The following is a 14,090-nucleotide window of genomic DNA, read 5'->3' as shown; positions in this document are numbered from 1 at the left end:
GCAGCTACTGAAATCATGGTGAGCAATTCGGTGAGCAGTGTTTTATGAAGTATAATAAGTAATTGATTATAAGTCTGATGTGTGATTAGTTCGACTCCCTGCATCTCCACTCCAACAAATTTCAAACCTCGAAACGCCCGTAGATCAATGATTTACGGGCGTTTTGTTTGATGCTCAATATCTCAAATCTTTCAAAGTCTAACAGTAGCAAAGGGACGATTTCGGGACTGAATACCATTATGATTTTTAGTCCCTTTCTGGTCTCTTTTACATACCTAATCGTTTGTCATTCAATAACATGTGCGGCAAATGAACATCTTGATTCAAAAATGAGATATCTAATTTTAAAACAAAAAAGATGGAATCCACAATCAATCCTGTAAACACTGTAAAGACAATTGAAATCAGTAACATAAGATTGGCTTCTTTATTTCTATTGCTGTTCATTAGGTTTTGCCGTAGTAAAAATCCTCCGAACACCGGTGCGAAAAACACTGAGAAACCCCAAATTGCTCTTTTTGAGTATATTTTGACTGTATTTTCTTGGTTTAAGTCTGGTGGTGTATGTTCGCTTTCTGCTGTCATTTCTTTGTTAGTCTAGGATCCAGTTGGAACTGCCAGATTTTCTACTGAGCACTTTATTGCCAATAACATAGTCAAAGCAATTTGGCATGATTATCTCACCTATCATCAGACGTCTACATGCGATGTGAACTAGAATTGAAAAATGTTCACACTCATGTCCGTTCTGAGAGTGTAGTTGCTCGGTCAGTTTCATATAAATTGTAAGGATAATTTAGCAAAAAGGTCTTCATATTACACTGTTATTATTATAAAATAAATCAGGTAATCAGGTTTTCATCTAATCACTGAAAAATGCCCCGAAATATCGCCTATTTACGTGTCTCGACCCTGGATCAAGACCTCGAAAAGAACAAAACTGACATACTACACTTGGCCAAGGAGAAAAATTTGGGCAAAGTGGAATTTGTTCAGGAGAAGGTCTCCGGGAATGTTTCCTGGCGTAACAGCAAAATCGGTCCAATCATTGATGAGCTTAAAAAAGGGGATGTAATTTTACTGAGTGAATTTTCGCGACTTGGACGATCCATGCTTGAAGTGATGGAGATCATATCGATAGCCATGCAGAAAGGTATCCGGATCTATACTGTGAAAGGAGCCTGGCAACTTGACGACTCAATCCAGAGTAAAGTCATGGCAATGGTTTTTGCAATGGCATCAGAAATTGAAAGAGACCTGATCAGTAAGAGGACGAAAGAGTCACTTGCGGCTAAGAAATTATCAGGCATAAAATTAGGCCGACCAACTGGCCCAGGTAAAAGCAAGCTTGATCAGTACAAGCCCGAGATCGAAGCATTGCTGCTCAGTGGTTCTAGTCAGAAGTACATAGCAGACCGTTACCGAATTACAGAAGCGACTTTATCCAACTGGATAAAAAAGAAAGGGATAAAAAAATACCAAAAGGCTGTTTAAAAAGGTGGCATTGACAATTAATTAATTAACAACATATGGAAGGAAATATTAATGGAATATTAGAATCGGCACTATACTTCCCGGATCTGAACAGTGCCAGCGAATTCTACAAGGATTTGTTTGGATTTGAAGTTTTACTTAGCTCAGAACGGTTAGTGGCATTAAGTGTTGCAGGGAAACAGGTGTTACTACTGTTTCAAGAAGAAGGCTCTCTTAAAGAGGTTCAGCTCCCGACAGGGGGCTTTATACCGGCACACGATGGAAAGGGACCGGTTCACATAGCATTTTCAATTGATAGTGGCTCGATTGGTTACTGGAAAGAACGTCTGACTAGCCGCAACATCGATATAGAAAGTGAAATTTCCTTCAATCAGGGATATAGTCTGTATTTCTACGATACCAATAAACATTTAGTTGAACTTGCGACACCGGGTATTTGGAAGGGATTAGGGGAGACGTTATAACCAGAAGTAAAACATATTATATGCATATTGATATTAGGTTAGCCGAAACATCAGACATTCCTTCAATTTTTAACATTCGAACAAGTGTCAAAGAAAATCACTTGTCATTGGAACAGCTTGCAGAAATAGGAATCACATATGAAACAATTGAAAGGGCGATTTTAGAGGAACCTTGTCTTTGGATTGCTCTGGTTAATAATCATCCCGCAGGCTTTTCTATGGCAGACTCTAGCGAGGGATGTGTTTTTGCTGCCTTTGTTAGTCCGGCTTATGAAGGTATTGGAATAGGTAGAATTCTCATGGAAAAGGCAGAAGCATTTCTATTTAATCATTATACAAAAATATGGCTTGAAACGGCTAGGAATAGTCGTGCAGAAGACTTCTATACCAAGCTAGGCTGGATTGCCACTGAAAGCTTACCAAATGGAGATATACGTTTTGAAAAATATCAAAAGTAAAATTTGCCTATTTCAGACACCATTTAACTGGGAGGGTTAACTTTTCTGCGGCCATCCTGTCTAACCCTGGGTATGGAATATAACGAGGATAAACAGTCGGATCAACACTTGGCCCCGAGTGGAAGCACCTTGTTTTTCCAACAATGCATCATTGTAGAATTTTGTTTATGTTCAGAATAGATTATGGTGAATAAACGGGAGGAAAGCATGGAAAGCGCTAGCGAATGCATGCTTTCAGCCGTTATCGGTCGTAAATTTTGATCCCGCGAAATTGAATATTTCTCATAATATACGTTTTCAGGAATCGGGCATTTAACAAAAAGATAATCTTAGGCACACCACGGACGCAAGCAATCTGAATTTCATCCTAACTTTCGGATCAATCGGCTTTTTTGAGATTGTTCTCCGCATATTCTTATTAGGCTAATGTTGAAGTAATACGAGAAAGCCATTTTTGCGGGCATGAAAATACTCGGTATCATTCTGCTCGCATTCCTTACCTGGGTGCTCTGGCTAGTCGTTTCGCAATACCTTTTTTGCGCCCGTTTTCAGTTCGACGATCCTGTTCCATTTGAAGGTTTATCCATTTTCAATCCCTATGACTCAGTCGATGCTGCGCAATGGGTGAAATGTAATTTTCATGCGCATTCGCGTGCCTGGGAGGGATTTACCAATGGTCATGGAAGTGCGGAAGACATTCACGAAGCATATAAAGCGCTGAATTATGGTGTGCATTGTGTTTCAAATTATCACTATATCGACACGACCCACTCTTCCGACCCGGGCTACATTCCCGCGTACGAGCATGGTTACAACATAACCAAAACACATCAGCTTGTCCTCGGCTCGGATAAGGTGCTTTGGCTCGATTACCTTTTTCCACAATCGGTTCATAACAAACAACATGTGCTCAAACACCTGAGCGAGTCGGCAGAGCTTGTCATCCTGAACCACCCGGCACTCAAAAATGCCTACACAAAAGAAGACTTATCGCAGCTGAATGGATACGACTGTATGGAAGTGCTAAGTCCATCCGTCGTTTCCATTGAACAATGGGATGCAGCACTTTCAGCTGGGAAAAAGGTGTTTATAGTCGGCAATGATGACACCCATAATGTGCTGACGAAAAACCGCCTGGGGCGCATGTGTACGTTTATTAATGTGGCTGCCAATTCTTCAAAAGAGGTTTTGACTGCATTAAAAACGGGACGGAGCTATGGTGTCGTAATCGGCGCAGGACAGCTTGTCGACTCGTTACCGTTCTTAAAAAGTGTCAAAGTGATGGGTGATACGGTATTTATAAAGATGAGCAATGCTGCAAACCATGTGACATTGACCGGGCAGAATGGGAAAGTACTGGCTTCGCTTGACCATACCGACCAGATCTCTTACCGGCTTTCTCCATCTGATCATTATTCGCGTGCTACGTTTGAATATGAGAATGGTACGAAAGTTTACCTCAACCCTGTTTTTTACATTCCGAAAACAGGGTACCGCACGCCTGTTTCATTCGAAAATGTGGGAGAAACTATATTCTTTCGTGCGGTCGGAGTTGGTGTACTTTCTCTTTGGGTATTGCTTTTACTCAGTCAGTTTCCCGGCATAAGGCGTCAACGGTTTGGACGCAAACGCTTGTCGCTGAGGTGAAAATAACGTTGAATAGGTAACAGACAAATGCATATGCTCCTGCCATGCAATAGTAAATCCGCAGTACGCTGGATAGTCGTGATTTCGACGTTGATACGCTGCTTTGTAGCCTGGTTTACCGATCTGGGAAATGATGAGGTATATTATTTCACCTACGCCGTTCAGCCGGACCTCAACCATTTTGATCACCCGCCATTGATCGGCATTTTCATCCGGATCTTCACGGGTAATCTTTACTTTCATCACGAGTTTTTTATGCGCCTGCCTGCCATTGTTGGCGCAGGCATTAATACCTGGCTGATTGCAAAGAGCGGAAAACTGATCCGAAATGAACGGACGGGGGTTGTTGCCGCTCTTCTTTACAATACCTCCATTTACACCAGCATTATTTCAGGCGTCTTTATTTTGCCCGATTCAGTTCAGGTTGTTTTCTGGCTGGCGGCTCTTTTTTGTATGCTTCAAAGTATCCGTAGTAAATCCGCTAAATCACAAAACAGGTACATACTTTGGATCGGCATTTGGGCCGGGCTTGCTATTATGAGCAAGGTACACGGCGTTTTCCTCTGGGCGGGCTTTTTGGTATTTATCGTTTTCAACAGGTCGAATTGGCTCAAAAATCCATATCTGTATTTGTCGATGATTATCACAGCAGCCATAAGTTCTCCAATTCTGATCTGGAATATTAACAACGATTTTATCACCTGGCATTTTCACAGTGAAAGGGTTCAACCCGAAGGAATGGGATTGAATGGGAAGTCTTTTCTGAAAACGACAATCGGTCAGATCTTGTACAGTAATCCTTTTCAATTCGGCATTTATCTGCTGCTGATCAGTGCAATTCGCAGGAAACGTGCATTTGTGCAGGACCCGGATTTGCAGCTTCTTCTCTGGTGCAGCCTGCCTCTTATTGGTTGTACCACCGCCATATCTCTTTTTCGCGATACACTCCCGCACTGGAGCGGGCCGGGGTTTATCGGTTTAATGCTCTTGTCAGCCGCATTTGTGGATCACCTCGTTGCCTCGGCTGGCAGCAAGCTCCTGGAACGACTACTTATATCCTCCTCAGGTTTGATCCTGCTGGTCGTGCTGGGAGGTCTTCCGCTCATACATTACTATCCTGGAACATTCGGCAAGAAATCGGCACCGAATGTTGGAAGCGGTGATCCCACACTGGACCTTTATGGTTGGGATGAGTTAATGCCTGCATTCAAAAAAATCAGGGATAAGGATATTGGGCATCGCAGGTCCGGACATTGCAGCCCCGCCGAAAGTTAACGGAGATGATATTATCATTTTCAGCAAAACAGCCAAATTTCGCCACGCTCGATCGAGGCCGGCCTTGGCAGTGGAGACTGGGATTTTTATCTATGGAAGCCAAAGCGCAGGAAGTTACAAATTCAATGGAGGATGAGATTCGTGGGGAGAATCCCTACACGATCATCTGGCATGGAACAAGTCATTGCATATCAGATTGACGCGTAAATAATCCCGGATAGTCGAGCACAAAGCCATTATCATCTACGAGAATGTCGGCCTCAAAATCATTTGGAACATTTTCATAATGATATAGGTTTGCCGAGAGCCTAGTATAACATTGCTTGACAGGTTTAATCGTACGGTCCATTAAATCAAAATATACTACACTTATTTCTCTTACTTCTTTTTCAGATAATACCAGCCTATTGATCGGCAACGAATTGGTAAAAGGGGTAAGTGAAATATCAACATAATCACATTGATCAAAACGGTTGTCTGGCTGACCGTTAGCTATCCATGTTCCAAGGTGGTCGCGTTCAAATAAGAATTGAAAATTAACGCCTCCGAAATGTCCGAAAAGCTCGCAATAATTGGTCTTCCAATGTGTGTCTGTCCTAATTTTATAGCAAATATCCAGGTCTGGCCCTGAAATTTCAGAAGTCACGAGCACACTCTCGCTACGTACATCAATGATACAGTTTTCGATCGTGCCATCGTCTAAACCTTTCCATTTAATTTGTGTCCCCATGTTGTAGATTACTGTTCAAGGCCTAGATGATCGCCCAATTAACAATTTGATAAATAATGCGGCCGCTGAATTTTGATTAATTTTACTAGATGTATCGCGCATTAAAAATAGTATGGGTGTTTTAAAAAACAGCAAACCCTTTAAAGAAGATAATGTAAAGGCTTTTGATGAAATCTACCATCAATACAGTGACGCTGTTTACCGTAATGTCAGTAAAATAGTCAGACAGCCTGTCTTGGCTGAGGAAATCTTGCAAGACGTTTTTTTTGCACTTTGGGAAAACTGGGATCAGATCGACATTGACAACTCGGTAGGAGGTTGGCTGATGGTGGTAAGCCAAAACAAAGCGATTAGCTGTATCAGGAAAATGGTCAGGGAAAAGGTGATCGCGCAAGCGGAGATCCCTGAGATTATCGACGAGCAGGACGAGACTTCGGAAGACCTCGAAATAAAGCTAAACCTGCTCTACAACGCGATAGAGCAGCTTCCGCCGCGAAGAAAAGAAGTATTTACCCTTTGTAAGCTGGAAGGGAAATCCTATCAGGAAGCTTCGGAAATGATGGGGATCTCCGTTTACACAGTGAAAGAGCATTTGATTGCAGCTACAAAAGTCCTCAAAGAATATATCCAGGTGCATGGGGCTAAAAATGCCGCGTGGCTATTGTATATCTTAACGCATCTTGGCAAATAAATATAGTTAACAATTTCGTAACATACCGGATACCCACCACGGCGAAGCGTTCCGCGTATTTAGATTGAAAGCATGGAAGAACTCGACAAACTCATACAGAAATTTTGGGCTGGCCAAACAACGAATGCAGAAGATATTCAGCTTCTGCAAATGCTGGCTGATGACAAAGAAATACTGGTCGAATTTTCGGATATGCAGGATACAATGCTGAACAGCGAGAAAAAAAATGAGTTATTGGACCGGCTGCATGTCAGAATGAATGTACAGGAAGGCAGTACCCGAAAAACCGGGCAACCATTCCTGCATTGGAGTTTGCGTTACTGGGTTGCAGCGGCCTCAGTGGTGCTAGTATTGGCGGGGATGTTTGCCATTTACAGCATGAGAGGCATGCCGCACAAAGAAGTAGCACAGCATTCCGCAGTTGGCAAGGAAGAACTGGTACAATTAGTCAATTCGTCGGACTCTGTTCAGCACATTGCCTTGGCCGACGGCTCGGTCATTAAACTTTTTCCGGAAAGTGGGATTTCTTATTATAAGTCATTCTCAGTGGATAAACGTGACATTTCGTTGCACGGAATGGCTGAGTTTAAAGTTGCAAAAGATTCGGCCCGACCATTTAGCGTATATACCGGAGCGTTAACAACGACAGCCCTCGGAACGACCTTTGTGGTAGATGCGCCGGTCAACAAAAACTATATTAATGTCAGGTTGATTGAAGGGAAAGTGGTGCTGCGCGCTGCACGCATGAAAGCGATCTATTTGTATCCTGGACAGGAATGCGAATATGTCAAAGACACGGGTGAGACAACTGTGAAGGAGTTAAGTAAAGCAAAACCGCAGGGTTTGTCGCGGCAGGAATTCAAAACTGCTCCCACGCCGGGCAGAAAAGAAACCTTAATGTTTGTGCAAAAGCCATTATCAGATGTTTTTGACCAAATTGGGCGACATTATGGAGTTCGGATCGAGAGTGCTGATCCGCAAGTGAATGTGATTTCGTTTTCCGGGTCATTCTTCGAAACGGATTCGCTTAGATCAGTTCTCAAAATAATATGTGACGCCAATCACCTCACTTTTCAAGAGCAACAGAATAAAATAACCATAGAAAAGGTCAAAAAGTAACTTCGTGCCGGTCGGGGTTCGCGTATAACCATGTTTTCATTTTTTCCATGCTCCGTCTTCCGGGGCAACAGGTAAACTATTTTCAAAACAAATTGCAGATGATGAAAAATGTACAGAAAAGGTGGCTGATGCTACTATTCATGATGGTGCCCTGCCTTTCCTATGCCCAGCAAATGGACAGTCAGGTGACAGGCTCGGTAACAAGTTTGGACGGCGAGGAACTGGCAGGCGTAACGATAGCGATCCAGGAAACAGGCTCAGAGAAAAAAGCGTTTTCGATGACAGACGAGAAGGGACTTTTTAAAATTGATAACCTGCAACAGGGCAAATCATACAGCCTTCTGTTCAGTTTTGTTGGCTTTGAAAGTCAGGTTTTGAAAGATTTTCAGATCAAACAAAAGGACAATAATTCCATTGCAATCCGCATGGCCGAAGCGGCAAATGCACTTGACCAGCTTGTAGTAATCGGATATGGATCGCAGCAGAAGCGGTTTGTTACCGGTTCGGTAGCCAAGATCAGCAATGAAAAACTGTCCACGTACAGCGGAAGTAATTTTGCTCAGCAGCTTTCTGGTAAAGCAGCCGGCATTGTCGTCAACGATGCAAATGGCCAGCCCGGATCTAATCCGCAAATTGTGATCAGAGGCATTGGTACACTTACCGCTGGCCGCAATCCGCTCATTGTAGTCGACGGCTTTCCGCTGACTGAGGGGACGTCACTCAACTACATTAACCCCAACGATATTGAAAACCTGGAAGTGTTGAAAGATCCGGCGTCCGCAGCTATTTATGGGTCGAGGGCTGCAAACGGCGTGATTTTGATCACAACCAAAAAAAGCAAGTCGGAAAAGGTCAATGTTGCCCTGGACGTGTACACCGGCTTTCAACAAAAAGCAGACAAGGTTGAATATGTGGATGCTTACGACGCTGCAACTTACCTGACCGAAGCCAGGGATTGGGGATATGTATCCAAAAACCCCGCTAACCGCAGTGTCTCGGATGACCGGGCTACCCGGATTGCAAAAGGCGCTTCACTCCGTGAGCTTCCATTGAACTATCTGGCACCTTATCTGGCAAAGGAGCAAGGCTTGGTCAATACCAATTGGATGGACGAAATATTCAGGACCGCGCCGATGAGCAACTACAATGTGGCTGTGAGCGGCAGCAGCGCAAATACCTCTTACTACACGTCGTTCAATCATTTCAGCCAGGAAGGAATTCTGATCAACAACAATTTAAAAAGATACAGTGCTACACTGAAACTTGACTCGGATATTTCCAAAAGAGCCACCATTGGAATCAGCCTTAATCCTTCTTACACCACCCAGAAATTTATCAATACCAATGGCGGGTTTGATGAGCCCATCGGGATGGTTACGGCCATGTATCCTTTTTTTAAACCCTATAATGAGGATGGAAGTCTGGCTATCAGTGAGCAGATCGTTGCCAACGGGCCTGAGGACGGTGCACTGGTTGAGAACCCGGTGGCAGCTGCCAAGCTGATCAAAAATAACCGCAGCTTTTTCCGCATGTTTGGAAACGCCTTTGTTAGTTATGAAATCGCCAGTGGGCTGAAATACAAATTCGTGCTGGGAGGCGATTTCGCGCAAAGCAATTTTGATTTTTATAATCCATCTAACCTGGGTGCGTACCGGACACCAGCACCCAAACCCGCCTCAGCATCTGAAACCAATGCTTCGCTGAATAATATTCTGGTTGAACATACCCTGAATTATTCCAAGAAAATTGGTCAGCACGATTTCAGTGTTCTGGCCGGTTACAGTTTTCAGCGGGAAAACAGCAAATCTACCCTGGTGACAGGGACAAATATCGCTGACGATAATGTAGACAACATTGCAGGTGCCAGTGCATTTACAGTAGAACCAAGCCGCGAGCGGTGGGTGCAGGTTTCGTATCTTTCCAGAATTCAATACATCTTCAACGAACGCTACATTGCCTCCGCAACCTACCGTACCGACGGCTCATCCAGGTTTGGGGTTAATAATAAATGGGGGAAATTTCCTTCTGTTACGGCAGGTTGGATTTGGAGCAAGGAAGGTTTTTTTCCGCAACAATCGCTCATTACTTTTGGTAAGGCAAGGGCAACGTGGGGTGTTTCGGGAAATAATCAGATAGGCCCTTACGGCTCGCTGGCGCTGATTTCAGGCGGGAATGCTGCCAATAACTATCTTTTTGGCTCAACCCTGGCACCCGGTTTTAGTGCCGCCGCCACGCCAAACCCCAACCTTTCCTGGGAAACCAATACCTCATACAACCTGGGACTGGACGTACAATTGCTGAACAAGATCGATCTGACGGCCGAATATTATAATGCAACCACCTCCGACCTGCTTTTAGATGTTCCTATTCCACAGCAATCCGGCTTCAATACTTCATTGCAGAATATTGGTAAAATCAGAAATACGGGCCTCGAAATTTCGGCATCGGCCGGTGGCATTAATCTTGGTAAAATCGGCTGGTCGATAGATGGTAATATTTCTTTCAACAAAAATAAAGTTCTGGCCCTGGCTCCCGGGCAGACGCAGATCATCGCCGGTTCAAACAGTAACATTATTACGAAAGTCGGAGAGTCGGTAGCCGAACTTTATGGATACCAGGTAACTGGCATTTTTAAAACGCAGGAGCAATTGGGCACAATCCCCAAGTTGCCAGGAACTTTGCTGGGCGATTACATGGTGAAAGACGAAAATGGTGATGGAGTAATCGATTCGCGCGACTGGATTTCCATGGGAACCTACCTTCCAAAATTCACCTACGGAATCAGTAATGCATTCACATTCCGGAATTTTCAGCTGTCACTCTCCATTGCGGGGGTTGAAGGGCGTAAAGTAATGGAAAGTAATTTTGCTTCCCGGGAAGAATCTGGCGAGGGTTTTGCGATGCCAACCAAGTACTATTTCGAAAACCGCTATCATCCCGAGCACAACCCCGACGGATTTCTCGGTCAACCGAATTATGGTAACTTTTCGGCAGCAAGGCGGTCTGTACGCGCGTCGGACCGGTTTATCTACGATGCGGATTTTATCCGGCTCAGAGATGCACAACTTTCTTACAACTTGCCGGAAGCATTGATCAAAAAGGCAAGCATAGCTGCGGCAAGGGTATATGTAAGTGGAAACAATTTGCTGACACTCACCAAATTCAGAGGCTATAATCCTGAGGCCACCACACCCTCGGTGCTAACCAGCGGCCAGAGCACTTCCAATTATCCGATCGCCCGTACATTTTTGATAGGCTTCAACCTTACTTTTTAATTAAAATCAGACATGAAAAAGACCATCATATACCTGATCATGACGCTTGTTTTTGGCGCATGCACGGATCAGCTCGAACAGCGTCCATTGACCAGCAAGGAGCTCGGCGTATTCCTGAAAACAGAAACCGAGGTAGAGGAATACGTCAATTCCATCTATGCCGCTTTGCAAAATAATGGGCTATATGGATTGAACTTGCCTGCCATGGGAGAGATTCCATCTGACAATACTTTCGACGAAGTTCCTGCAAATGATGCGGCTGTCTTTGGCGATATGGATGAATTCAAAACCATTCCGGCCAATGGCGCTGTGGCCGATAATTGGCGGATGTCGTATGTGGCGATCCAGCGCTGTAATGTAGTGCTGGCCAGGATTAATGACGTGACTTTTAAAGCGGATATTACTAAAAATGCCCGGATCGGGGAAGCTAAATTCATCCGTGCGCTGATGTATTTTAACTTGGTCAGATTTTACGGTGATGTTCCGCTTGTGCTGGATGAAACAACTGATCCCAACGTTTTCTTCGGGCAGGGCAGAGCAAATACTTTACAGGTTTATGAGCAGATCATTAAAGATTTGTCGGAATCTATTCCATCATTGCCCGCTTCATCCAGTCAGCCCGGACGTGTTATTAAAACCGCCGCACAGGCATTGCTGGGCAAAGTTTATTTGACCCAAAAAGAATATCAGAAAGCCAAAACAGAGCTCGATGCGCTCATTGCCCCGAATGCTCATGCGCTTTTGCCGTCCGTGGAAGACGTTTTTTCGCTTTCGAATGAAAATAACCAAGAGATCATTTTTGCAGTACAATTTGCTTCCGGGATTAATGGAAACACAGAAGGAAGCACGATGTATCAACAATTTGCGCCATCGGGCACAGTAAGCGGCGCGAAAGGGCATAATTTGCCAACCATTGAACTTTACAATAAATACACTCAAAATGATGCACGAAAGGGCGCATACGTCGCGCTGACCCCTTCCGGAGTTCCATTCAATAATAAATTGAAGAAGGCGGAAATAATCACAGATGGAGGCAGCAATGTGGTTGTCCTCAGGTATGCCGATGTGTTGTTGATGCAGGCAGAAATTGAAAATGAATTGGGGAACCTCGCCTCGGCACAAAATCTGCTTAACCTGGTGCGGAAGCGCGCAGGTTTGACCAACACTGCTTCGACAACGCAAAGCGATTTACGCGCAGCGATTGACCTGGAAAGGAGATTAGAACTGGTAGGTGAGGGGCACCGCTGGTTGGACCTGCTCAGGACCGGTCAGGCAATTACAGTCATGAATAGCTGGTTTACGGCAAACAATAAACCGATCACAGTGTCGGCAAAAAACCTGGTCCTACCAATTCCGCAAAATCAGATTGATACCGATCCTGCCATCATTCAAAATCCTGCATATTAACCGTATCCAAATGAAGCTGTTCCAACATTTGTTAAGTTGCTTTTTCCTGCTTATCGTCTCAGCCGGTGCCGCGTTGGCACAATCGGACACAACGTCGTTAATCTGGAAAGAGGGGTATCTGGATATTCATCATATCAACACCGGAAGAGGAGTGAGCACATTTTTCGCCTTACCCGACGGAACAACCATGCTCGTCGATGCAGGGGATATGGACGACTCTGTTTCGGTTAAAAGCCTGCCATTAACTGTCACGCCGCCTTATCCTGACAACAGTAAAACGGCAGGGCAGTGGATTGCAGATTACATTCGCCAGGTAACGCCGCAAAACAAGAAAATTGTCCTGGACTACGCGGTTATCACCCATTTCCACAGCGATCACTTTGGCTTAATCACGCCTAGAACCAAAACTGCACCGGGTGGCAACTACAAATTGACCGGAATGACGGAAGTAGGAACACTGATCCCAATTAAAAAGATCATAGACAGAAACTATCCTGGCTATAATTTTCCAACAGATTTGAGAGAAGCGTACAAAGGAGAGTCAAGCATCTTTTTGAATCTGCAACAGTTCATCAATGATCAGCAAAAAAATGGCTTGACTGCCGAAGGTTTGAAAGTGGGGTCTGTAAGTCAGATTGTTTTGAAAAATAATACAGGTAAATATTCTGATTTTAAAGTCCGGGGAGTCAAAACAAACGGGACAATCTGGACGGGTATAAGTGACAATACTTTTGAATATTTCCCTGCGGACAGCGTATTGGATGCAAAGGGTAAGTTCAACGAAAATCCGCTCAGCTTGGCAATCAAACTGTCCTACGGTAAGTTCGACTATTTCACTGGCGGGGATAACACGGGTTTACAGGGATTTGGATTGCCAACCTGGTTTGATACGGAAACCCCCATGGCCAAAGCAGTAGGCAAGGTGGAGGTGACCACATTAAACCACCACGGCAACCGGGATGCTACCAACGAAAATTTTTTAGGCAGCTTGCAACCCAAGGCGGTTATTGAACAAACTTGGTGCAGCGACCATCCTGGACAGGAAGTGATGCACAGGCTTCTTTCGAATCACATTTACAAGGGGGAAAAGAATATTTTTGCCACCAATATTCAGGAAGTAACCAAGGCAACACTTGGGTTCTGGTTTACGAGGGGATACAAAAGTATGTTCGGGCATGTGATCGTACGCGTACTCCCCGGAGGAAACCAGTTTTACATTCTGATTGCCGAAACTGTTAATTCCAAAGTTACTATCAAAGGTGTATTTGGACCATTTGCTTCGGAATGAACAGGATTGGACGAACCGCCTGGGCTACAAAGCCTTACTACCAAGTGAGGGTCGATAATATTTATATCAACACTTAATGCCTGCTAACAGCTTAGCGTTCTACTCACGAAGAAAACATCAAGATTTGTCCAAAGTAGGCCCGAGCGCATGGATCAAAGTTCAAAGAGTTTGTAGAATTAACATTATGTTCAACGGAAGTAACAAGTCAAGGCTTTCTGCAAGGCTGCGTTTGTGTTGTAATT

The 14,090-nt window shown here is 44.2% G+C and carries 12 protein-coding genes; 10 read left to right on the top strand and 2 right to left on the bottom strand.

The genetic code is table 11. The features are described 5' to 3' along the window. Positions 1 to 267: 267 nt before the first annotated feature. Complete coding sequence (locus MUK70_RS10555) at positions 268 to 585, bottom strand: hypothetical protein (protein ID WP_234656214.1); 318 nt, start codon at positions 583 to 585, stop codon at positions 268 to 270. 291 nt (positions 586 to 876) lie between these two features. Here MUK70_RS10555 and MUK70_RS10550 point away from each other — a divergent pair, with 291 nt between their 5' ends. The 5 genes from MUK70_RS10550 to MUK70_RS10530 all read left to right on the top strand — a co-directional run bounded on the left by MUK70_RS10550 (position 877) and on the right by MUK70_RS10530 (position 5,338). Beyond that, positions 877 to 1,494, top strand: coding sequence for a recombinase family protein (locus MUK70_RS10550; RefSeq protein WP_234656215.1), 618 nt, complete (start codon positions 877 to 879; stop codon positions 1,492 to 1,494). A 35-nt stretch (positions 1,495 to 1,529) separates the two neighbouring features. After that, positions 1,530 to 1,958 carry a VOC family protein gene (locus MUK70_RS10545; RefSeq protein ID WP_234656216.1) on the top strand — a complete coding sequence of 143 codons (429 nt, stop codon included), beginning with the start codon at positions 1,530 to 1,532 and terminating at the stop codon, positions 1,956 to 1,958. A gap of 20 nt (positions 1,959 to 1,978) precedes the next feature. Further along, positions 1,979 to 2,416: a GNAT family N-acetyltransferase gene (locus MUK70_RS10540; RefSeq protein ID WP_234656217.1), complete on the top strand. Its 438-nt coding sequence runs from the start codon at positions 1,979 to 1,981 to the stop codon at positions 2,414 to 2,416. A gap of 462 nt (positions 2,417 to 2,878) precedes the next feature. Beyond that, a complete protein-coding gene (locus MUK70_RS10535) occupies positions 2,879 to 4,063 on the top strand; it encodes a CehA/McbA family metallohydrolase domain-containing protein (RefSeq protein WP_234656218.1) in 1,185 nt (394 codons plus the stop codon). Positions 4,064 to 4,096: 33 nt separating this feature from the next. Continuing rightward, positions 4,097 to 5,338 (top strand): ArnT family glycosyltransferase, encoded by a 1,242-nt coding sequence (locus tag MUK70_RS10530; RefSeq protein WP_234656219.1) that lies wholly within the window; start codon positions 4,097 to 4,099, stop codon positions 5,336 to 5,338. A gap of 181 nt (positions 5,339 to 5,519) precedes the next feature. Here the strand turns inward: MUK70_RS10530 and MUK70_RS10525 are convergent, their stop codons facing one another. Further along, a complete protein-coding gene (locus MUK70_RS10525) occupies positions 5,520 to 6,068 on the bottom strand; it encodes a putative glycolipid-binding domain-containing protein (protein WP_234656220.1) in 549 nt (182 codons plus the stop codon). A gap of 112 nt (positions 6,069 to 6,180) precedes the next feature. Here MUK70_RS10525 and MUK70_RS10520 point away from each other — a divergent pair, with 112 nt between their 5' ends. The 5 genes from MUK70_RS10520 to MUK70_RS10500 all read left to right on the top strand — a co-directional run bounded on the left by MUK70_RS10520 (position 6,181) and on the right by MUK70_RS10500 (position 13,848). Next, complete coding sequence (locus MUK70_RS10520) at positions 6,181 to 6,759, top strand: RNA polymerase sigma factor (RefSeq protein WP_234656221.1); 579 nt, start codon at positions 6,181 to 6,183, stop codon at positions 6,757 to 6,759. Positions 6,760 to 6,831: 72 nt separating this feature from the next. After that, positions 6,832 to 7,878 (top strand): FecR family protein, encoded by a 1,047-nt coding sequence (locus tag MUK70_RS10515; RefSeq protein ID WP_234656222.1) that lies wholly within the window; start codon positions 6,832 to 6,834, stop codon positions 7,876 to 7,878. Positions 7,879 to 7,976: 98 nt separating this feature from the next. Then, positions 7,977 to 11,153, top strand: coding sequence for a SusC/RagA family TonB-linked outer membrane protein (locus tag MUK70_RS10510; RefSeq protein ID WP_234656223.1), 3,177 nt, complete (start codon positions 7,977 to 7,979; stop codon positions 11,151 to 11,153). A gap of 12 nt (positions 11,154 to 11,165) precedes the next feature. Beyond that, positions 11,166 to 12,560: a RagB/SusD family nutrient uptake outer membrane protein gene (locus MUK70_RS10505; RefSeq protein WP_234656224.1), complete on the top strand. Its 1,395-nt coding sequence runs from the start codon at positions 11,166 to 11,168 to the stop codon at positions 12,558 to 12,560. A gap of 10 nt (positions 12,561 to 12,570) precedes the next feature. After that, a complete protein-coding gene (locus tag MUK70_RS10500; protein ID WP_234656225.1) occupies positions 12,571 to 13,848 on the top strand; it encodes a ComEC/Rec2 family competence protein in 1,278 nt (425 codons plus the stop codon). The last annotated feature ends 242 nt before the right edge of the window (positions 13,849 to 14,090 follow it).

Source organism: Dyadobacter chenwenxiniae, assembly GCF_022869785.1.
Taxonomy (GTDB): Bacteria; Bacteroidota; Bacteroidia; order Cytophagales; family Spirosomataceae; genus Dyadobacter; species Dyadobacter chenwenxiniae.
Note: the sequence above shows the minus strand (reverse complement) of the source record. Positions and strands in the feature narration are given on the sequence as shown.

What these genes read in the sequence shown, in the direction of transcription:
- MUK70_RS10555 (WP_234656214.1), bottom strand. Translation starts at nt 585, where the DNA reads ATGACAGCAGAAAGCGAACATACACCACCAGACTTAAACCAAGAAAAT.
- MUK70_RS10550 (WP_234656215.1), top strand. Translation starts at nt 877, where the DNA reads ATGCCCCGAAATATCGCCTATTTACGTGTCTCGACCCTGGATCAAGAC.
- MUK70_RS10545 (WP_234656216.1), top strand. Translation starts at nt 1,530, where the DNA reads ATGGAAGGAAATATTAATGGAATATTAGAATCGGCACTATACTTCCCG.
- MUK70_RS10540 (WP_234656217.1), top strand. Translation starts at nt 1,979, where the DNA reads ATGCATATTGATATTAGGTTAGCCGAAACATCAGACATTCCTTCAATT.
- MUK70_RS10535 (WP_234656218.1), top strand. Translation starts at nt 2,879, where the DNA reads ATGAAAATACTCGGTATCATTCTGCTCGCATTCCTTACCTGGGTGCTC.
- MUK70_RS10530 (WP_234656219.1), top strand. Translation starts at nt 4,097, where the DNA reads ATGCTCCTGCCATGCAATAGTAAATCCGCAGTACGCTGGATAGTCGTG.
- MUK70_RS10525 (WP_234656220.1), bottom strand. Translation starts at nt 6,068, where the DNA reads ATGGGGACACAAATTAAATGGAAAGGTTTAGACGATGGCACGATCGAA.
- MUK70_RS10520 (WP_234656221.1), top strand. Translation starts at nt 6,181, where the DNA reads ATGGGTGTTTTAAAAAACAGCAAACCCTTTAAAGAAGATAATGTAAAG.
- MUK70_RS10515 (WP_234656222.1), top strand. Translation starts at nt 6,832, where the DNA reads ATGGAAGAACTCGACAAACTCATACAGAAATTTTGGGCTGGCCAAACA.
- MUK70_RS10510 (WP_234656223.1), top strand. Translation starts at nt 7,977, where the DNA reads ATGATGAAAAATGTACAGAAAAGGTGGCTGATGCTACTATTCATGATG.
- MUK70_RS10505 (WP_234656224.1), top strand. Translation starts at nt 11,166, where the DNA reads ATGAAAAAGACCATCATATACCTGATCATGACGCTTGTTTTTGGCGCA.
- MUK70_RS10500 (WP_234656225.1), top strand. Translation starts at nt 12,571, where the DNA reads ATGAAGCTGTTCCAACATTTGTTAAGTTGCTTTTTCCTGCTTATCGTC.